This is a genomic window from Candidatus Endomicrobium procryptotermitis, from assembly GCA_031279415.1.
Lineage (GTDB): Bacteria > Elusimicrobiota > Endomicrobiia > Endomicrobiales > Endomicrobiaceae > Endomicrobium_B > Endomicrobium_B procryptotermitis.
Window position 1 is genome coordinate 54,721 of the sequence record JAITIP010000004.1, and the last position, 18,999, is coordinate 73,719.

The 18,999-nt window shown below is 37.1% G+C and carries 19 protein-coding genes; 15 read left to right on the plus strand and 4 right to left on the minus strand.

Going from position 1 to position 18,999, the window contains the following annotated elements:
• Positions 1 to 75: 75 nt before the first annotated feature.
• Positions 76 to 1,467 carry a hypothetical protein gene (locus LBD46_00940; protein ID MDR2425745.1) on the minus strand — a complete coding sequence of 464 codons (1,392 nt, stop codon included), beginning with the start codon at positions 1,465 to 1,467 and terminating at the stop codon, positions 76 to 78.
• Between the two features lie 608 nt (positions 1,468 to 2,075).
• Here LBD46_00940 and LBD46_00945 point away from each other — a divergent pair.
• From LBD46_00945 to LBD46_01015, 15 genes are all read left to right on the plus strand, one after another.
• Positions 2,076 to 3,305 carry an aspartate kinase gene (locus tag LBD46_00945; GenBank protein ID MDR2425746.1) on the plus strand — a complete coding sequence of 410 codons (1,230 nt, stop codon included), beginning with the start codon at positions 2,076 to 2,078 and terminating at the stop codon, positions 3,303 to 3,305.
• On the plus strand, positions 3,302 to 3,739 hold the full coding sequence (locus LBD46_00950) for a prepilin-type N-terminal cleavage/methylation domain-containing protein (GenBank protein MDR2425747.1): 438 nt from the start codon (positions 3,302 to 3,304) through the stop codon (positions 3,737 to 3,739). The genes LBD46_00945 and LBD46_00950 overlap by 4 nt, the downstream gene beginning before the upstream one ends.
• A gap of 15 nt (positions 3,740 to 3,754) precedes the next feature.
• Complete coding sequence (gene cimA / locus LBD46_00955; GenBank protein ID MDR2425748.1) at positions 3,755 to 5,338, plus strand: citramalate synthase; 1,584 nt, start codon at positions 3,755 to 3,757, stop codon at positions 5,336 to 5,338.
• Positions 5,339 to 5,348: 10 nt separating this feature from the next.
• Positions 5,349 to 6,998, plus strand: a complete 1,650-nt coding sequence (gene ilvD / locus LBD46_00960; GenBank protein MDR2425749.1) for a dihydroxy-acid dehydratase — start codon at positions 5,349 to 5,351, stop codon at positions 6,996 to 6,998.
• A 358-nt stretch (positions 6,999 to 7,356) separates the two neighbouring features.
• Positions 7,357 to 9,090, plus strand: a complete 1,734-nt coding sequence (gene ilvB / locus LBD46_00965) for a biosynthetic-type acetolactate synthase large subunit (protein MDR2425750.1) — start codon at positions 7,357 to 7,359, stop codon at positions 9,088 to 9,090.
• 8 nt (positions 9,091 to 9,098) lie between these two features.
• Complete coding sequence (ilvN, locus tag LBD46_00970; protein ID MDR2425751.1) at positions 9,099 to 9,584, plus strand: acetolactate synthase small subunit; 486 nt, start codon at positions 9,099 to 9,101, stop codon at positions 9,582 to 9,584.
• Between the two features lie 55 nt (positions 9,585 to 9,639).
• Positions 9,640 to 10,137 (plus strand): hypothetical protein, encoded by a 498-nt coding sequence (locus tag LBD46_00975; GenBank protein ID MDR2425752.1) that lies wholly within the window; start codon positions 9,640 to 9,642, stop codon positions 10,135 to 10,137.
• Positions 10,138 to 10,180: 43 nt separating this feature from the next.
• Positions 10,181 to 11,182, plus strand: coding sequence for a ketol-acid reductoisomerase (gene ilvC, locus LBD46_00980; protein MDR2425753.1), 1,002 nt, complete (start codon positions 10,181 to 10,183; stop codon positions 11,180 to 11,182).
• Between the two features lie 69 nt (positions 11,183 to 11,251).
• Positions 11,252 to 12,199, plus strand: a complete 948-nt coding sequence (locus tag LBD46_00985) for a PASTA domain-containing protein (protein ID MDR2425754.1) — start codon at positions 11,252 to 11,254, stop codon at positions 12,197 to 12,199.
• A 1-nt stretch (position 12,200) separates the two neighbouring features.
• Complete coding sequence (gene rpe, locus LBD46_00990) at positions 12,201 to 12,848, plus strand: ribulose-phosphate 3-epimerase (GenBank protein MDR2425755.1); 648 nt, start codon at positions 12,201 to 12,203, stop codon at positions 12,846 to 12,848.
• 376 nt (positions 12,849 to 13,224) lie between these two features.
• Positions 13,225 to 14,055, plus strand: coding sequence for a DNA damage-inducible protein D (dinD, locus tag LBD46_00995; GenBank protein MDR2425756.1), 831 nt, complete (start codon positions 13,225 to 13,227; stop codon positions 14,053 to 14,055).
• 129 nt (positions 14,056 to 14,184) lie between these two features.
• Positions 14,185 to 14,490 (plus strand): type II toxin-antitoxin system RelE/ParE family toxin, encoded by a 306-nt coding sequence (locus LBD46_01000; protein ID MDR2425757.1) that lies wholly within the window; start codon positions 14,185 to 14,187, stop codon positions 14,488 to 14,490.
• Entirely contained in the window at positions 14,487 to 14,834 is a 348-nt protein-coding gene (locus tag LBD46_01005; protein MDR2425758.1) for a hypothetical protein, read from the plus strand. The genes LBD46_01000 and LBD46_01005 overlap by 4 nt, the downstream gene beginning before the upstream one ends.
• Before the next feature lies 1 nt (position 14,835).
• Positions 14,836 to 15,546: a phage integrase SAM-like domain-containing protein gene (locus LBD46_01010; GenBank protein ID MDR2425759.1), complete on the plus strand. Its 711-nt coding sequence runs from the start codon at positions 14,836 to 14,838 to the stop codon at positions 15,544 to 15,546.
• Positions 15,522 to 15,956, plus strand: a complete 435-nt coding sequence (locus LBD46_01015; GenBank protein MDR2425760.1) for a site-specific integrase — start codon at positions 15,522 to 15,524, stop codon at positions 15,954 to 15,956. The genes LBD46_01010 and LBD46_01015 overlap by 25 nt, the downstream gene beginning before the upstream one ends.
• 147 nt (positions 15,957 to 16,103) lie before the next feature.
• Here the strand turns inward: LBD46_01015 and LBD46_01020 are convergent, their stop codons facing one another.
• The 3 genes from LBD46_01020 to LBD46_01030 form a co-directional block, all read right to left on the minus strand.
• Positions 16,104 to 17,213 carry a metallophosphoesterase gene (locus tag LBD46_01020; GenBank protein MDR2425761.1) on the minus strand — a complete coding sequence of 370 codons (1,110 nt, stop codon included), beginning with the start codon at positions 17,211 to 17,213 and terminating at the stop codon, positions 16,104 to 16,106.
• A gap of 29 nt (positions 17,214 to 17,242) precedes the next feature.
• On the minus strand, positions 17,243 to 18,232 hold the full coding sequence (locus LBD46_01025) for a hypothetical protein (GenBank protein MDR2425762.1): 990 nt from the start codon (positions 18,230 to 18,232) through the stop codon (positions 17,243 to 17,245).
• 161 nt (positions 18,233 to 18,393) lie between these two features.
• Positions 18,394 to 18,930 carry a DUF4416 family protein gene (locus LBD46_01030; protein ID MDR2425763.1) on the minus strand — a complete coding sequence of 179 codons (537 nt, stop codon included), beginning with the start codon at positions 18,928 to 18,930 and terminating at the stop codon, positions 18,394 to 18,396.
• Positions 18,931 to 18,999: the final 69 nt, after the last annotated feature.

Genomic DNA, 18,999 nt, shown 5'->3' on the forward strand with positions numbered 1-18,999 from the left:
CCAATTTTTGCCAAGACATGCCTAAACAATAAAATTTTCGTTTAAAAATGTTTGAAAAAAAGCAGATTCAAGCTGCTAATGCGCTGGCTGCTTGTCCATCTTAACTATGCCTTTCTGCACATACACTTTTTCTTGCGTATAATACCAGCTATTAGTAAGTTCCTGCGTTCTATATTTTGACAAATCCACTTTTTCTTCTATAGCTCTTTCCACTAAAACATAAAACTCCGAATACTTTTGTGGAATATTATCTATATTATGCGTAAAAAAATATTTCTGCTCATCTAAAAAGTGTGGAATAATCTCTTCGGCTTTCCAAGTTTTCTCTAAAATTATTACAACTGGAATTTGTGCCTCTTTTAAAAACTCAAATTTTGCAGCCTTGCCTTTAAAAAGGGCGTCTATTTTATCAGCATTAACTGAATTGAGGCTAAAAGCCAAACATATTGCCGCAATGCCGGCATAAAAAATTTTCTTATTTTGTATGTTTACTATAAACGCGGCGATAATTATTGAAAAAAGCGGAAAGACAGACATAATGTAACGCACTGTTTTATACGGTGCATACAGTAATACCCCGAGAAATAAAAAAGCGCAAAGAGAAACAGCCATTTGATTTGGCGAAACAATTATTTTTGTTCCGAGTTTTAAGAAATAAACGCTTATTATAGATAATAAAACTATTATGACAGATGTGGAAAAATAATATTCATGCAAAATTTCACAAGTTTTATTAAAAACAAAACCAATATTTGAAAGGAAATTAGCATTGCCGGCTGCTGCAATCATCTCTTTGCCTCGATATGAAGAAAAGCCTTGAAAATACTGAAGATAAAACAATTTTAAAAAAATTAAAGACAACAGTATAATCCCGAAATATACAATTAAATTTCTGCCTAAATGAAGTTTATAATTGCAGCAAATAAAATATATTAAGAGCAGCGTGACAAATATAATTGAGTAATAGTGGGTAAGCAAAGTCAATGCAAGAATTAAACTTGCTGCAAAGCAGAATTTAACATCTTTAAAGATATTGCCACTTTTAAACAATAATCTCGGGTTATGCAAAAATCTAAAAACACAGAAAGCAAAAATGATAAAAAATGTTTCTTGCAATTGGTACGGACGGATAAAAATAGTATTTGAAATTGTTCCACTTGAAATAAACGCCAGAAAACATGCGGCATAAGACAATGCCTTATTTCTGCCAAATAAAAGCATTGCCAGAAAATAAAACGCTAAAAACGATATTGAAAATAAAATAAGATTTAAAATTGCCGACCGGGCAATTATCGTTTTCATATCATATGTTTTAAGTCCTGTAAAAGCAATTCTTAACAAAGAATAATAAAAATTAGTGTGGGGGCTGTCTGTATTTTTAAGCCATAAGTTTTTTATGTCATTTAAAACGTCTTTTAGCGTATCGTCGTCAAAAAAGCATCTTTCTTTTATTTCTTTTCCAGACATTTCTCTATCTTTTGGCAGTAACTCATTAATACGAGAGTTATGATTGCAGACTGTAATACTTGCAACTTCATCAACATGCAGAGATTCTTTTTGGCAAAACCAATAGACCCTAAACGAAAGCAGTGTCAAGTAAATTATAAATAATATTATCAGGCTTAAAGTATTGCTTTTAATGAAAGCTTTCTTAGGCTGTTGGCTGTTGGCTGTTGGAGAAAATCATTTTTTATCTATCTCAATTTAATATTAGACGGCTAAAAAACAGGTTGAAATTACATAAGTCGCATAAATCTTATTTTTATTATCATTTTAAAAAGCTTTTGTCTACCAAAAATATAATGTTATTTTAACTTTGTTACGTCTCCATTTGAAAACATCTTAGAATTTTCCAGCTCAACACATCAATGCAACAGTAGAATTAAAGACCTCCTGTGATGTAAGATAGTTAAAGTATTTCCTTGGTCTGTTGTTAAGCCAAAATTCTACTGCTGGATTAACTTCTTTCTTTTGCTTCGTTTAGCATGTTGAACTTGGTAACGGAAAATTTGTTGTCTAAACTTAAAAAAGTTTTATATAATGTTTAAATATTATCTATTTAAAGGAGAAGCGAGATGGGAGTGGTTGTGATGAAGTTTGGCGGTTCGTCGGTTGCCGACGCCGATAAAATGAAACTCGTTGCCAGAAAAATCATTGCTAAGAAAAAAGCAGGAAATAAAGTTGTGGCAGTCGTTTCTGCCCCCGGAGACACCACGGATGACCTTCTTGAAATGGCGGATAAAATTACGTCAAATCCTCCGGCGAGAGAAATGGATATGCTTCTTGCCACAGGAGAAATGGTTTCGATTTCGCTTCTTGCCATGTCCGTGGATTCCATGGGCGAAAATGTTATTTCTATGACAGGACCTCAGGCTGGGATTTCCGCCGATGCGGATCATTCACGCGCGCGAATAAAAAAAATTAACTCTAAAAAAGTTAAAATACATCTTGCCAAAAACAATATAGTAATCGTTGCTGGTTTTCAGGCTATAAACCCAAAAGGCGACATAACAACTTTAGGAAGAGGCGGTTCAGATTTGACCGCAGTGGCTCTGGCAGCAGCCTTGAATGCCGACTTGTGCGAGATATATTCCGACGTTGAAGGCGTGTTTACCGCTGATCCGAGAGTTGTCAAAAATGCTAGAAAAATAGATTTTATCTCTTATGAAGAAATGCTTGAAATGGCGGGAGCCGGAGCTCAGGTTCTCCAGAGCAGAAGCATTGAAGTGGCAAAAAAGTTCAGCGTTGAAATTCATTCCAGAAGCACATTCAGCGACAATATAGGAACAATAATAACAAGCGAAGAAAAAATCGGGAGGAAAAAGATGGAAGCATTGCTCGTTTCCGGAGTAACATTTGATAAAAATCAGGTAAAATTTACGATAATCGATTTGCCAGATATGCCAGGTGTCGCTGCAAAAATTTTTGGACGTCTTGCAAAAATCGGTGTAAACGTAGATATGATTATTCAATCCGCAGCAGTGGATAAAAAGAATGACATATCTTTTACCGTAAGTAAAGCAGACATGAAAAAGACACAGTTAGAGCTTGGCAAGACAGCTTTGGAACTTAAAGCATCAAGTGTCATATGCGATGAGCACGTTGCTAAAGTTTCTGTAGTCGGCATAGGCATGAGGAGCAATCCAGGAGTCGCCGCACAGATGTTTGAAATACTGTCAAAAAAAGGCATAAACATAGAAATGATTTCAACAAGTGAAATAAAAATTTCATGTATAGTTGACGAAACGGATACGGTTAAAGCCGTGGAAGAATTGCATAAAGGTTTTAAACTTTCAAAAAAATGAAAAACATAAAAGGGTTTACTCTTATAGAACTCATAGTCGTAATTGTCATCATCGGGATTTTAACGTTAGTTTCTCTTCCGATTTACAGAGGTTATGTCCTTAAATCGAAAATAACAGAAGGCAGATCTCTTGCAGCTTCGATTATAACGGCGCAGAGAGTATATTATTCTGAAAATGGAGAATGGTATATTATCAACGATTGGGTTGAAGAAAGTACGGTACTTACTGTAGATGCCAGACAGAATAATTATTTTAGAAAAGCAAAAACTGGCATTTCAAATAAATATGCAAATGTTATAAGCGCCGCAGCTTTTTCAGAAAATGAAAATATAATCGTTTATCAGTTCTGGCCGATGGATATGCAGCTGCCTGCACATTATCCTAGATGGCTTATCACCGACGGCAGTGACGCCGTAATTTCCGAAGAATGGTAGTTTCAGGGAATAATGATGAAAAAAATTTTAATACTTGATGCTACACTAAGAGATGGCTCGCAGGGAGCTGGAATATCTTTCGGCGTTGAAGATAAAATAAAAATAACAAAAGCTCTGGATGGGTTTGGTGTCGATTATATTGAAGGCGGCTGGCCGGGTTCGAATCCAAAAGACGAACTGTTTTTTTCTAAGGCTAAGAAGCTTGTTTTAAAAAATTCAAAACTTACTGCTTTTAGTTCCACACGACGCAAAAATATAAAAGTATATGAAGACTGCAATCTTAAAGCCGTCATAAGTTCTGGAGTGAAAGCGGTGTGTATTTTCGGAAAATCATGGGACTTACACGTAAAAGTTGCTCTTAAAACGACCTATGAAGAAAATTTAAAAATGATTTTTGAAAGTGTATCTTTTTTGAAATCAAAAAATATAGAAGTGATATATGACGCGGAACATTTTTTTGACGGATACAAAAGCAATAAAGAGTATGCGCTGCTGACAATCAAAACTGCATGGGACGCCGGCGCTTCAGTGATATGTTTATGTGATACCAACGGTGGAATGATTCCTTCGGATATATGTGGAGCGGTTAAAGCTGTAAAAGAGGCTTTCCCAAAAATGCCGCTAGGCATACATGCGCATAACGATTCCGGCTGCGCAGTGGCTAACTCTATATCGGCCGTTGAAGAGGGATGTATAATGGTTCAGGGAACGATAAACGGACTTGGGGAAAGATGTGGAAATGCGAATTTGTGTTCGATAATTCCCGGACTGCAAATAAAAAGAGGCTACAAATGTGTTCTTGAAAAAAATCTTTTCAAACTTACAGAACTTTCAAGGTACGTCGATGAAATAGCAAACCTTATACCGAACGACGCCAAACCTTACGTAGGCAGAAACGCTTTTGCTCATAAAGCGGGCATGCATGTTTCCGCCGTCAAAAGAAATTCGAAAACTTACGAACACATAGACCCTGCTCTCGTGGGAAACGAGAGACATATTTTGGTAAGCGATTTGTCGGGAAAGAGTAATGTCATTTCCAAAGCCGCGGAGATGTCCATAGTGCTCGAAGACGAGGAAAACATAAAAAAAGTAATAAATATAGTCAAAGAAAAAGAAAACAAAGGCTATCAGTATGAAGATGCCAACGGTTCTTTTTATCTTCTGACAAAAAAAACGATTGAATTGTTTAAACCTTTTTTCTCTCTTAAAAGTTACAGAGTGTCCGTCGAAAAAGATGCAGACGGAAATATAGTTTCAGAAGCCACGGTCAAGCTCGATATAAAAGGTAAAGAGGAACATACTGTAGCCGAAGGGGAAGGACCGGTCAATGCTTTGGACAATTGTCTTAGAAAAGCTTTGGTAAAATATTATCCTGTTATAAAAGATGTTTTTCTTACAGATTTTAAAGTCAGAGTGGTAAACAGCGATGCAAATACCGCGGCAAAAGTGAGAGTGCTTATAGAATCTTCGGATTCCTCAAAAAGCTGGGGAACTGTCGGGGTAGACGAAAACATAATAGACGCCTCATGGCAGGCCTTGTCCGATGCAGTTGAATATGAATTGATAAAAACGGCAAATAAAAAAACAAAAAGAAAATAATGAGGAAAAAATGAGAAGCGACCAAATAAAAAAAGGAGCCGTAAGAGCGCCGAATCGCTGTTTACTGTATTCTACTGGAGTGAGCCCAAAAGATTTGAACAAACCTTTTATAGGCGTCGCTTCATCCTTTACGGATTTGGTTCCTGGTCACGTTTCAATGCGCGAATTGGAAAGATATATAGAAAGAGGTATTGCCGCAGGCGGCGGAGTTCCCTTTATTTTCGGAGCGCCGGCGGTTTGCGACGGTATAGCTATGGGTCACAGCGGAATGCATTATTCGCTTGCTTCGAGAGAAATTATTGCTGATTTAATCGAAACTGTTTCTAATGCACATATGCTTGACGGGCTGGTTTTGTTGTCTAACTGCGACAAAGTTACTCCGGGCATGCTTATGGCCGCAGCAAGACTTAATATTCCTTCCATAGTTGTTACAGCGGGTGCAATGATGACTGGAATGTATGAAAAAAAAAGGCGTTCGATGGTAAGAGACACTTTTGAAGCAGTAGGGCAGTTTCAAGCGGGCAAAATTGATGAAAAACGGCTTGAAGAACTGGAAATGGCTGCATGTCCTGGTGCAGGAGCTTGTCAGGGAATGTATACAGCGAACACAATGGCATGTCTTACCGAAACTATGGGAATGTCTCTGTGCGGCTGTGCAACAGCTTTAGCTGTAAGCGCAAAGAAAAAAAGAATAGCTTACGAGTCAGGCGTAAAAATCGTTGAACTTGTAAAAGAAAATATAGTTCCAAGACAGATAATGACTTTAGACGCGTTTAAAAATGCCATTACCGCGGATATGGCCTTAGGCGGTTCAACAAATACGGTTTTACATCTTCCCGCGATTGCACATGAAGCAGGCATAGATTTGCCGCTCGAACTATTTGACGAAATTTCCAAAAAAACTTCGCAGATTTGTTGTCTGGAACCTGCCGGTGACCATTATATGGAAGATTTAGACAATGCCGGCGGAATGCCAGCGGTTCTGTCGGCTTTACGGAAAGAACTTAAATCCTCAAAAACCGTTACCGGTCATGATATTCTTAAAATTGCCAAAGAAGGAAAAATATTGGACGGTGATATTATAAGGGCTGAAAATCCATATAAAACTGAAGGAGGCATTGCCATTTTAAGAGGAAACATAGCTCCTGACGGCTGTGTTGTTAAACAGGCTGCCGTAAGCGAAAAAATGAAAGTATTTTCAGGAAGGGCAAGAGTATTTAACTGTGAAGATGATGCGATGAAAGCCATTTTGGACAACAAAATTGTTTCAGGAGATATAGTGGTTATAAGATACGAAGGTCCCGCAGGTGGACCCGGAATGAGAGAGATGTTGAGCCCCACAAGCGCGCTTCACGGGATGGGATTAAGCGACAGCGTGGCTTTGCTTACCGACGGACGTTTTTCAGGAGGAACAAGAGGACCTTGCATAGGACATATTTCTCCGGAAGCGGCAAGCGGCGGAGCTATAGCTGCCATAGAAGAAGGAGATATAATAAATATTGATATACCGAAGAGGACTTTAAATGCTAAACTTTCACAAGAAACAATAGAAAACAGAATGGCAAAAACCGTCAAACCTGAACCGAAAATAAAAGTGGGCTATATGGCTAGATATGCAAAACTTGTACAATCGGCCAGTACGGGAGCAGTTTTAAAGTAATCTTTATGAGGAAGAATTTCGAAGAAATTATCGTCAAGGTTACTAATACTTTTGCTATTTACGACACAGTTTTTTTGTTTTCATATAAGGTGATTTGATGAATGAAAAATGCGGCGACTGCTTGAAAATGCCATTTTTCTCCTAAACGAACATCTAGAAAATATAATCCTTTTACATGAAAACCAGACACATAATCAGCAAAGCACATTTGTCCGCCATAGATGAAACAGATTTGCTTGAATAAAATCCTAGTGACATTTATAAAGTCGTCAAAAGCGGGCTTGCCAAACTGAAAGAGAACAATTCTTAAGAATATATAAGATGGTAATATGTCAAATAAAAAAGGAGGGTACACGCTATGGAAAAGACAGGCGCGCAGATTTTAATTGAAAGCTTATTGAAGGAAAATGTCGAAGTAGTGTTTGGCCTTCCGGGCGGTCAAGCGCTGCCGATTTTTGACGCTATTTACGGTTCGGGGTTAAATTTCATTTTGGTAAGGCACGAGCAGTCGGCTGCGCATATGGCGGACGGCTATGCACGTTCAACGGGAAATACGGGAGTATGCATAGCAACGTCCGGACCAGGAGCGACAAATTTAGTTACCGGTTTGGCGACTGCGTATATGGATTCTGTTCCGATGGTGGCTTTTACTGGACAGGTTTCCACTGCCGTAATAGGCCAGGACGCTTTTCAGGAAGCGGATATTACGGGAATAACAAGACCGATAACAAAACATAATTTTTTAGTTAAAGACGTAAAAGAACTTGCAAAAACCATTAAAGAAGCTTTTTATATCGCTTCAACCGGAAGGCCGGGGCCGGTTTTGGTGGATATCCCTATCGATGTCCAAAGGGGAAAATGCGAATTTATATATCCAGAAAAAGTGGAAATACGTTCGTATAAACCCACTTACAGCGGCCATGCCGGACAAATAAAAAAAGCCTCCGAAATAATAAATAGAAGCGAAAGACCAGTTTTATATATAGGAGCTGGAGTCGTAGTTTCCAGAGCAGAAAAAGAAGTTTTGGAAATTTCTGTAAAAGCTGAAATTCCGGTAACAAATACCCTGCTTGCCATAGGCGCTTATCCTACAGATGCGGAATTGGCTCTCGGAATGCTCGGCATGCACGGCACGTATTGTGCAAATAAAGCGATACAGGCTGCGGATGTGATTATTGCCGTCGGCGCAAGGTTTGACGACAGATGCACAGGCAAAGTCTGCGATTTTGCCGGAAAAGCCAAAATTATTCATATTGACATAGACCCTGCTTCTATTTCAAAGGTGGTTGATATCGATATTCCAGTTGTAGGAGATGCGAAAATAATTTTGAAAGACATGTCAAAGCAGATAGAAAAGAAAGAAAGAAAGAAATGGCTCAAACAGATAAACGCGTGGAAAGAAGAACATCCGCTTTCGTATGAAAAAAATGACAATAAACTTCATCCGCAGTATGTCATAGAAAAAATATCCGAACTTACAAAAGGAGAAGCCGTCATCGCAACAGAAGTCGGGCAGCATCAGATGTGGGCAGCTCAATATTATAAGGCAAAAAATTCCAAATTGTTTTTGAGTTCCGGAGGACTAGGCACGATGGGTTACGGTTATCCGGCGGGCATAGGCGCAAAGTTCGGAAATCCAGACAAAGAAGTTATAGTCATCGCGGGGGATGGGTCATTTCAAATGAATATGCAGGAAATGTCCGTTGCAATATTAAACGAGGTTGATGTTAAAGTCGTTATACTGAATAATCATTATTTGGGAAATGTCCGTCAATGGCAGGAAATGTTTTATGGAAAAAGATATTCACATACCTGTCTTTCAAAACGTAAAGACTGTCCTCCTTTGTGCAATACGCCCAACAGAGACAGATGCCCGGTATATATTCCAGATTTTGTAAAATGGGCAGAATCTTATGGAGCTCTCGGCATGCGCGTGACGGAGAAAAAGGAGATTGAATCTGCATTGAAAAAGATGTTGGAAACAAAAAATTCCGTCGTCCTTGATACATGGGTCGAGATTGAAGAAAATATTTTTCCTATGGTGCCAGCTGGCGCTTCCCTTGACGACATCATAACGAGAATAAACGGTTAGGAGGAAAAATGCGGCATACGATTTCTGTTTTAGTTGAAAACAAGTTCGGCGTTTTGGCAAGAATAGCGACTTTGTTTGCAGCGCGTGGGTTCAATATAGATTCTTTGGCCGTCGGAGAAACTGAAGATCCTGCAATCTCAAGAATGACCATAATGGTTAAAGGCGATGAATCCGTTTTAGAACAGGTGACAAAACAGTTAAACAAGCTTGTTGATGTTATTAAAGTTAACGATTTCAGCGATATAGATTATGTGGAAAGAGGACTTGCGCTGGTGAAAATAAATGTAACTAAGTCGAACCGCGCTGAAATAATGCAGATGGTTGGAATTTTCAGAACAAGAATAATAGACGTGTCGCAGGATTCAATGATAATCGAAGTTACCGGAGATGAGGAAAAAATAGAAGCGTTTATAAAAATGGTAATGCCTTACGGAATTAAAGAAGTCTGTAGAACAGGGGAAGTCGCTTTGGCAAGAGGCGGCGGCAGGCAGTAAGTGCTGTGTGTATAAGGAGAGCTGGAAAGGCAAAGGAAAAAATAAAGGGGTAAATATGAAAACTTTTATTGTTTTTTTTAGTGCCGCAGTTTTTTCGTTATCGTTTTTTTGTCAAGCAGTTTATGCTCAAGGAACATACGATTTAACTTTTGAACAGATGACCGAGGGAAAAAAATTGCGCGAAGAGTATGTAGGTGAAAAAGAAGAACTTGAGATACAGCTCCAAAAACTTATAAAAGACAGAAATATTGCGGTAAAAGACAACAATTTTTCTCTTGTCGAACGGAGAAACAGCGAAATAAAACAGACTAGAGAAAGAATTAAAAATCTTCCACTACAGTACGCTAATCGGTTTTCCGAAATACTGACAGAAGAACAAAAAGAGAATAAAGTAAGCGACGATTTTTACGAAAAAGAACTTGCTGCAGAAACTGCAAAAATCAAAGCCATATCGGAGAAAGAAAATCAGATAGTAAAAAAATCTTCTAAAAAAACTACGCAGCAGAACAAGCGGCCTTCAAACAAATCTTCAGCAAAAACGAAAAAAAAGTGAATGAAATAGATTACAACAATAGCAGCATACAAGGAGAGACGATATGGAAAAGGAAGCAAAGATGTACTATGAAAATGACGCAGATTTAAATCTTTTGAAAGAAAAAACGATTGCTGTCTTGGGATATGGCAGTCAGGGACACGCGCATGCTTTAAACCTTAAAAATTCTGGATTAAATGTTATCGTTGCGCAAAGAGAAGGTGGAGTCAATTACAAAAAAGCCGTTGAAGACGGCTGGAAACCCGTCAGCGCTGCTCAAGCGGTTGAGCAGTCGGATTGGGTGCACGTTCTTTTACCGGATGAAGTTCAGAAAAAAGTTTGGGAAGAAGATATAAAACCCAATATAAAAAAAGACGCAGTTTTAAGCTTTTCGCACGGATTTAATATTCGTTTTAAACAAATAGTTCCTACGCCGGATTTAGATGTTATAATGATAGCGCCAAAAGGTCCTGGCCATTTGGTGAGAAGACAGTATGAAGAAGGGAAAGGAGTTCCATGTTTAATTGCCGTCGAACAAAATGCAAGCGGTAAAGCGAAAGATTTGGCTCTAGGTTATGCTAAAGGAATAGGCGGAACCAGAGGAGGTGTTTTGGAAACTACTTTTGCCGAAGAGACAGAAACGGATTTGTTCGGAGAACAGGTTGTACTTTGTGGCGGGTTGGTAGAACTGATAAATTCAGGTTTTGAAACTCTCGTAGCCGCCGGATATCAACCGGAAATCGCTTATTTTGAGTGTCTGCACGAAGTTAAGCTTATTGTTGACTTGATATTTGAAGGCGGCATAGGCAGAATGAACTATTCAATTTCCGATACTGCGGAATACGGAGAATACGTAAGTGGAAAAAGGATAATAACGGAGCAGACAAGAGAGGAAATGAAAAAAGTTCTTGCGGATATTCAGTCGGGGAAATTTGCCGACGCATGGCTTAAAGAAAATGCCCAAGGAAGACCTTTCTTTAAAAAAGAAAGAGAAAACATATCTTTACGGCTTGTAGAAAAGGTCGGAGCAAGACTTCGTTCAAAAATGTCGTGGATAAAAAAATAGAAGGTTCATTTACATAAACTTGTTGTGTACTGCAAAATGGGCATTCTAATTGTTTTAAGGAGTTTTCAATTGTTAAAGAAAATCGTATTGATATTTTTAGTGTTAGCCGTTATAGCCGCGGCTGTTTATTATTCATTTAATATTGTGATGAACTCGGTTATACACGTTAAAAAAGAAATAGTTCTTCCCGAACTCAGCGGAAAAAGTCTTGTCGAAGCGGTTGAAGAATTGTCGGCATTAGGACTTGGACTGAGAAAAGAAGGTGAAGAATTTAATAACAATGTTCCTCCGGGAATGGTCTTGCGCCAGGCGCCTCCCGCTGGAATGAATGTAAGAGAAGGAAAAGTTATAAAAGTCACGATAAGTCAGGGCGGAGAAATGATTTATGTCCCGGATTTGAAAGGACAGACTGTGAGAGCCGCGGATATCATTTTAAAATCTTCTTCACTTATTATAGGCGAAATTTCCAGAAAATATTCGGTTATAAAAGAAAAAGGAATAGTTTTATCACAGGATCCGCCGGCTGGCTCGTCGGTTGATAAAGATGCGGTAATAAATCTTGTCATATCAGACGGCGTTCCTACAGAAGGAATAGTTTTAATGCCAGACTTTATAGGCCTGCAGGGAAACGATGCAAAAACATGGGCGGTCAAAATAGGAATAGCGGTTGAAATGAAAAGCGAATCTTCTTCAACGGCTCTGCCCGGAACGGTAGTAAAACAGTATCCTGACGCCGACACGGACATCTCACAGTTTGAAAGCATAACGTTTCATGTTGCGACTGAAACAAAGACAGAAAAATCTTTAAGCGAAACAGTTTTTAACTATGCTCTCCCCAGTTCAGGTGCGAACAAACGGATACGGCTTGTTCTTGCCGATGATAATGGTGAAAAAGATATTTTAAATGCTGTCAGAAAGCCCGGAACGAAAATTTCGATTCCTTTACAGACAAAAGGAAATGCCATTGTTAAAGTGTACATAAATAAAGTTTTTATTGAAGACATTATTGTGAACTGAAATGAAAAAAATACTCGTAGCGCCTTCAATATTATCAGCCGACTTTTCAAATCTTGAAAAAGATATTGCAAGAATTTGGGAATCGGGAGCGGACTGGGTGCATATAGATGTCATGGACGGACATTTTGTGCCAAATATTACTATAGGTCCGGTAGTCGTTAAATCCGTCAGGAAAATAACAAACCTATTTTTTGACGTTCATCTTATGATAAAGAAGCCAGAAAAATATTGGAAAGAATTTCAAAAAGCAGGCGCGGATTTAATAACTTTTCACGAAGAAATCAAATCTGATAAAGAACGTCTTATAAAAGATATAAAAGATTCTGGCATAAAAGCTGGCATATCGATAAAACCTAAAACTCCCATTTTGGAAATAAAAGAACTTTTGCCGTATCTGGATTTGGTTTTGGTTATGACCGTTGAGCCTGGTTTCGCAGGTCAGGCTTTTATGCCCGATATGCTTACGAAGATAAGCGGACTAAAAAAAATAATAGACGAAAACAAATTCGATTGTCTTATAGAAGTAGATGGCGGCATAAACGCGGAGACAGGACCAAAATGTATCGAGGCAGGAGCGGATGTTTTAGTAAGCGGGAATTATATTTTTTCATCAACAAACATTAAAGAGGCCATAAATTCTCTCCGTTAATGATTTAGCACAAATAATCATAATAATGAAATAATAAATGTCTTATTTAGGCAAAAAGCAAATGATTATTTTGAATCGTCTAGAACTTTAAAGGGTTTTCCTTACAAAATACTGCCTACCCCTAAAAAAATGTACGCTTCCAAAATAATCTTTATGTAATAAGCCTTTTATAGCTCACATATACAACTTGGACGACATATTCTTTAGTCCTGAATTAAAAGAACTAAAAGAGGAATATATCGGGAAAAAAGTCTATAGGCAAAATGGGATTTACTTTTCAGAATATAACGGAAATAACATTTACGATTACAATGGCTCTCATTGTAACTTTTATAGAGACAATAGATATTTCCAAATATGAGTGAGGTATTTAAACATGTCAGAATTAAAAACTCAAGACAGCCATTTTGAAAGCATTAAATTTATCGATGAAAATGGAGATGAAGGATGGTCTGCAAGAGATTTATCAATTTTAATAGGCTATGATGAGTGGCGTAATTTTGAAAAAGTGTTAAGCAAAGCAATGATAGCATCAGAAACAGTTGGTGCCGATACAGAATACCATTTTGTTGAATCCAACAAAATGGTTACTATTGGCTCAGGAACGCAGAGAGAAGTAAAGGATTTTACATTATCTCGCTATGCCTGCTATCTGGTAATACAGAATGCAGATCCTTCAAAACCTCTTGTTTCTATAGGTCAAACATACTTTGCCATACAAACCCGTCGGCAAGAATTATCAAACAGAAACCCTGAATTAAAAGAAGATGAATTGAGGTTAAAATTAAGAAATGAGATGAAATTTCACAATAAGCAACTTGCTGCGGCTGCCAAAGATGCCGGAGTGGAAAAGCCTTTGGATTATGCAATATTTCAAGATTATGGATATAAAGGACTTTACGGTGGATTAGGTCGTAAAGACATACATTCAAAAAAAGGTTTAAAGAAAAGTCAGGAAATTCTTGACCACATGGGCAGCACGGAACTTGCAGCAAATCTATTCAGAGCGACACAAACAGAAGAGAAGCTAAAACGAGAAAACATTAAAGAAAAGATACAGGCAAATTACGCACACCATGAAGTAGGTAAAAAAGTAAGACAAACAATAAAGGAACTTGGCGGAACAATGCCTGAAGATTTACCGACCACAGAAAAAAGTATAAAACAGTTAGAAAGAGAAAAAACAAAAAAGCTTAAAAATAAATAGATTATTAGATGTTTTTAATTGGGTGAATTTCGACCAGTTTAAAAGAGTTGCCTAGATGCAGCTCTTTTTTATTCTAACTACATTGACAATTTGTAGCATATATACTACAATTATTACACAGCGGAAACAATGGGATATAAAATATTAAGAACAAATTTTTATCAGAAGTGGTTTGATAGGCAGGATGATGAGGTACAGATTAGAGTAATTACTAATATTGCAAGACTACAAATAGGCAACTTCTCAAACTGTAAAGCACTGAAAAAGGGTGTATCTGAATTAAAAATAGATTTTGGCAAAGGAATAAGAATTTATTATACGAAGAGTGGCGACACAATATTGATACTGTTGTACGGCGGCGCTGATAAAAAGCAGCAGCAGGAAGACATAGAAAAGGCAATAACAATAAAAGAATCATTAAGGGGGAAGCTATGAAAAAAATAACAGAAATAGACAACATAAAACTTGAAGATGCTGAAATAATAAAATCCGATGTATTTGAGGATTATGCTAAATCTTTAAGAAAAGATCCAAAGAAATTAAAGAATTATAAAAAGCACATAGTATCAGAATACAATAAAAATCATGACACTAATCTTCTTTTACATGGTTTAAAGATTGTAGCTATGGCTGAAGGAAAGATCTCAACTCTTGCAAAAAAAGCGAAGGTTGAAAGGACAAGCATATACAGAATGCTCTCAAAAGACGCAAATCCGTCATTCCATAACGTAATCTTATTTGCCCACACTCTCGGCATTGATTTCAAATTAACCTCTTAAAATGGCATATCTGACCAAGAAGCACGGCCGTAACTACATCAGAGACTACCGGAAGGAGCCGCAGCTTGATAAGAGCGGCTTTCCGATTAAGGACTTTTCCGGAAACATCATATACCGCAATGTGAACGTATGGATAAAATCTTCGAAGGATGATAAACTCGCCAAAATTGAACTCGGTAAATACGAAGAAGATAAGGATCGCGGCCGGATAGGTTTGGATAAAAAATATACATCCTGGCAGGATATAAAAGAAAAGTATTTAACGTACTCTAAGGACTCAAAGGCCAAAACAAGCCTAGCGCTTGATAGGCAACTATTCAAAAATATTGAAGAGTTCTACCCGGCAATCTCATCTATAAACGATTTGGATATCGCATTCGCTGAAAAGTTTTTAAACTGGCTTAAAGATGTTAAGAATAACTCAGAAGCCACGTGTAAAAGAAAAGCAACCACGCTTAAAAACATAGGCACAAAACTTATCGAATGGAACATACTGCAAATTAATCCCCTGCAGAAGTTAAAAATTAAGAAAGTGCATAAAGAAAAGGAAATAAAATACTGGCAGACCGCAGGTGACATAAACAAGGTTATTGAAGGAATTACCGGCACATGGCGCACGATAAACTATATAGGCTTCTTTATAGGCGCAAGAATAAGCGAAATTTTGAATATTAAGTGGTCTGTGACGTGGATTTCATCAATAGCAAGATAAGAATTCAATCTAGCGGCGATTACCGGACAAAGAGCCGCAAGTTCAGGATCGTTGTAATGCCAAATGTTCTTAAAGAATATCTACTGATTTTGAAAAAAGAGCAATCGCAAAATGCTAAAATAAAAGTGAGTAACATTGTTGTATATGTGGATGGCACGCTGCCGACAATGTGCAGCGCTTCTTCATATTTAAGAAAGAGATATAAACAGATAGGATTTGAAGGCTTTCATGCGCATTGCTTGAGACATACCTTCGCAGCACAGTATTTGAAAAAGTACAAAGACATTTACGGTCTTTCAAAAATACTCGGACATCATTCAGTTGTAATAACGGAACAATATTACGGCCACTTAGTGCCTAATTATTTTGACCAAACAATGCCCGATTTTAACCCGTTAAGTGTCTCTTAAATTTCTCTTATAAAACACTAAATAGTTGTCAATATTGCCTTTATTGTTTTTTAAAATTGCAACTTTTACAGACGACAACATGAAAAGTTATTGATTTTACAACGGAGAGAAGGTTTATATATCCTAAATCACTATCTCCGATTTGAACTATTCCTTTTTTAATGTTATTACTGCAATTTCACTTGTGTTGAATAGCCTCATCGGCGGCCCCCACCAGCGCGTGCCTGAAGTTATGTACATTTTTGAGTTTTTATTTTCATATAAGCCATAATTATATTTCATAAGCCTTCTTATTATTTCTACGGGCGGTATTTGACCGGCGTGCGTATGTCCAGAAAATTGTATGATGCTTTTTCCATACTCGGATACTATATTAAAAGATTCTGGCTGATGACTCATAAAAAGAGTCGGAAGCAACGGATTAACGTCAGAAACAGCTTTTAAAATATTGGTCGGATTTCTAACCTCGGTGTCGTTTATACCCGCTATATTTATAATATTGTCAACCTGAACGCTTTCATTTTGGAGAATTTTTATGTTAAGCTTTTTAAACATTTCAAAAAATGCCGACAAACCCGTATAATATTCATGATTGCCAGTCACAGCGTAAATGCCATACTTGGCTTTGAGATTGCCGAAACCGTAATCGAAAAATTTATCATTTTTATTTATATCCGTATCTATCACGTCTCCGGTTATTAGAATTATGTCAGGATTTAAGCCGTTCACTTTATCAAAAATTTTTATTATGCTTTTGGGTGACGTAAAAGTGTTAATATGCAAATCGGAAAGCTGAATGATTTTTAAAGAATTTACTGGAAGATTTGGCACTTTTACAGTTACTTCTTTTATATTCAAAATGAAAGCAACGTTTATAAGCGACCATACGACTGAAAGAATTGACAGCGAAATTGCCGTTAAAGTAGAATAGTACCGAAAATTTTTTATTTTAAACATGAGGTTGGCCGCATTTACAAAATCATTTAAAATGAAAAAAGTAAGAGAAATCCCCCATATGCCCACGCAGATATAGCCCAGCGGGCCAAAAACTGATATTCCAAAGAAAGCTTTCCGACTACCCATAAAAGCCAGTATGGTAAAAAGTCCCATAGCCGCTGTTACCACAAAAATATACCATTTATAAGGAGACTGCAAATTAAGTCCTGCATTTATACGCCAACATATATAAATAAAGCCTCCGAAATAAATCAGCAAAGCCGTCATGATAAACATCGCAATCCTCCATATTGAATTCATACTTTTTCTTTCATAAATTTACGTACAGCTCATTTTTCTTGCTGCAATTCTTTAAAGTACTGTTTTGCAAGTTTTTCCCAGCTGTTTCTGACCATTTCTGTCAATAGAAAAGGAAAACCATTTTCATCATATTGCGCCTGCCAGAAACCGCGGTATATTTTCCCTTTATAAATGCTGTTTCCCGAATCCATATGAAAAGGGATTGTTGCCGTAACTTCAAGTTCATACCAGTAATCTTTTTTAAACAAAGGTCTTATTTCATTTATGCGGGGTTCTTCAATATTGACAAACGGCGCAGAAAGGGAGGGTTTTTTACGAAGCATATAAATTTTTCGTTTTAGAATATCCCTTTTTCCGTCAGGTTTTGTCATTATAATTTCTTCTCCGGGTTTGCCATCAGCAAAAAAATTTCTATCTTTTATTTTTTTTAATTCATCTCCAAAGAACCTTATTTCCGTACCTATCATGTTTACTGCCATACCGGTATTTCTTCTGCATATGTCTATTACTTTCTCAAGAGGAATATATTCAAAACCCAAAGCCTTGACTTCTTGTTTACTCACCGGCAACGCTATGGTTTTATATATTCCGGAATATAAAACGACAGCAGAAATAATATAATTATCCCCTTTATTTATCGCATTTAAAACTTCTGTTTCGGCAAGAAGAATTCTGTCTGACTGATTATCATTCGATTGTGTTATATCTGCGGGATTTCGAATATTTTTTTCATAAATAAATGCCGACTCTCCTCCCAAATACAATATCCCTGCCACGCTGCCGTCTTCATTTAAAACCGTGACATTTATTCTGCTTTGGTCAAGTTTGCTTTTTTCGATGTACAAAACGCCTTTATCGAAAATACTTTCATATGGATAAAAGCTAAAATCCATGTAATCGCCGCCTTTCTCTGTTTTATAATGTTTCATATAATTAACTTCTTTGATTTGCGCATAACACAAAACGCAAATCCCGCACAGAAGAAAAAAAACAACCGCCATTTTTATTGATTTTAACATAAATTTTTTCCTTTATTTTTAAATTTATCGCCTTGTTTTTTCTAATGTATGCAAGAGCGGCAACAGCTGACATCAGTGCGGTTGCCACAAATAAATAATATTTATGCACACTCTTAAGTTTTAATCTGAAAATTAAAAAATAGAGATACAAAAGCAATGTTTCAGAAAGAAGAAAGCGTCTTCAGACTGCGCATAAGTTTTGCCCTTGCTTGAAGAAAAAAATTTTTTGCAGCCGTACACGTATAGTCCGGATATGACCACGGAAGTTTTATGAAATCTCCTTTTTTATATATCAGTGTCACTTCGCCGTATATGCCTTTCGAAAGGCATATTCTGTGACTGAAATCTTTTGTCGATGCCAGAATTACGTTTGCAGGATTTAAATATCCGGGGTCAATATTTATGCACCTTTTTCTATTTATGGCAAAAATGTCTTCAATTGAATTCGTAAACACTTTATTGGAGGCAAGTTCATCAGCAAAAACAAGCTTTTCAAAAGATATCCAGAACCGCTTAAGAGAATTGCCCATTTCCTGATTATAATATGAAGTAAAATTAAAATCTATGACTTCGCTTGTAATATCGATTTTGCCAAATTTTTTTTCAAGTTCTTCGAAAGCCTTTTTTGTTATTTTTTCATCAGCAGATATTATTGCGCAAAATAATTTTACTCTGTTTACACTGCCTATGGCACCCATAAATAACCTCTTTTATAATTATTTGAAAAACCACACATAAAGTTTAGCATATTTTATTTATTGCAAAGC

Excerpts from the sequence above, each read along its gene's own strand:
- LBD46_00940 (MDR2425745.1), bottom strand. The coding sequence starts at position 1,467 with ATGTCTGGAAAAGAAATAAAAGAAAGATGCTTTTTTGACGACGATACG.
- LBD46_00945 (MDR2425746.1), top strand. The coding sequence starts at position 2,076 with ATGGGAGTGGTTGTGATGAAGTTTGGCGGTTCGTCGGTTGCCGACGCC.
- LBD46_00950 (MDR2425747.1), top strand. The coding sequence starts at position 3,302 with ATGAAAAACATAAAAGGGTTTACTCTTATAGAACTCATAGTCGTAATT.
- cimA (MDR2425748.1), top strand. The coding sequence starts at position 3,755 with ATGAAAAAAATTTTAATACTTGATGCTACACTAAGAGATGGCTCGCAG.
- ilvD (MDR2425749.1), top strand. The coding sequence starts at position 5,349 with ATGAGAAGCGACCAAATAAAAAAAGGAGCCGTAAGAGCGCCGAATCGC.
- ilvB (MDR2425750.1), top strand. The coding sequence starts at position 7,357 with ATGGAAAAGACAGGCGCGCAGATTTTAATTGAAAGCTTATTGAAGGAA.
- ilvN (MDR2425751.1), top strand. The coding sequence starts at position 9,099 with ATGCGGCATACGATTTCTGTTTTAGTTGAAAACAAGTTCGGCGTTTTG.
- LBD46_00975 (MDR2425752.1), top strand. The coding sequence starts at position 9,640 with ATGAAAACTTTTATTGTTTTTTTTAGTGCCGCAGTTTTTTCGTTATCG.
- ilvC (MDR2425753.1), top strand. The coding sequence starts at position 10,181 with ATGGAAAAGGAAGCAAAGATGTACTATGAAAATGACGCAGATTTAAAT.
- rpe (MDR2425755.1), top strand. The coding sequence starts at position 12,201 with ATGAAAAAAATACTCGTAGCGCCTTCAATATTATCAGCCGACTTTTCA.
- dinD (MDR2425756.1), top strand. The coding sequence starts at position 13,225 with ATGTCAGAATTAAAAACTCAAGACAGCCATTTTGAAAGCATTAAATTT.
- LBD46_01000 (MDR2425757.1), top strand. The coding sequence starts at position 14,185 with ATGGGATATAAAATATTAAGAACAAATTTTTATCAGAAGTGGTTTGAT.
- LBD46_01005 (MDR2425758.1), top strand. The coding sequence starts at position 14,487 with ATGAAAAAAATAACAGAAATAGACAACATAAAACTTGAAGATGCTGAA.
- LBD46_01010 (MDR2425759.1), top strand. The coding sequence starts at position 14,836 with ATGGCATATCTGACCAAGAAGCACGGCCGTAACTACATCAGAGACTAC.
- LBD46_01020 (MDR2425761.1), bottom strand. The coding sequence starts at position 17,213 with ATGAATTCAATATGGAGGATTGCGATGTTTATCATGACGGCTTTGCTG.
- LBD46_01025 (MDR2425762.1), bottom strand. The coding sequence starts at position 18,232 with ATGTTAAAATCAATAAAAATGGCGGTTGTTTTTTTTCTTCTGTGCGGG.
- LBD46_01030 (MDR2425763.1), bottom strand. The coding sequence starts at position 18,930 with ATGGGTGCCATAGGCAGTGTAAACAGAGTAAAATTATTTTGCGCAATA.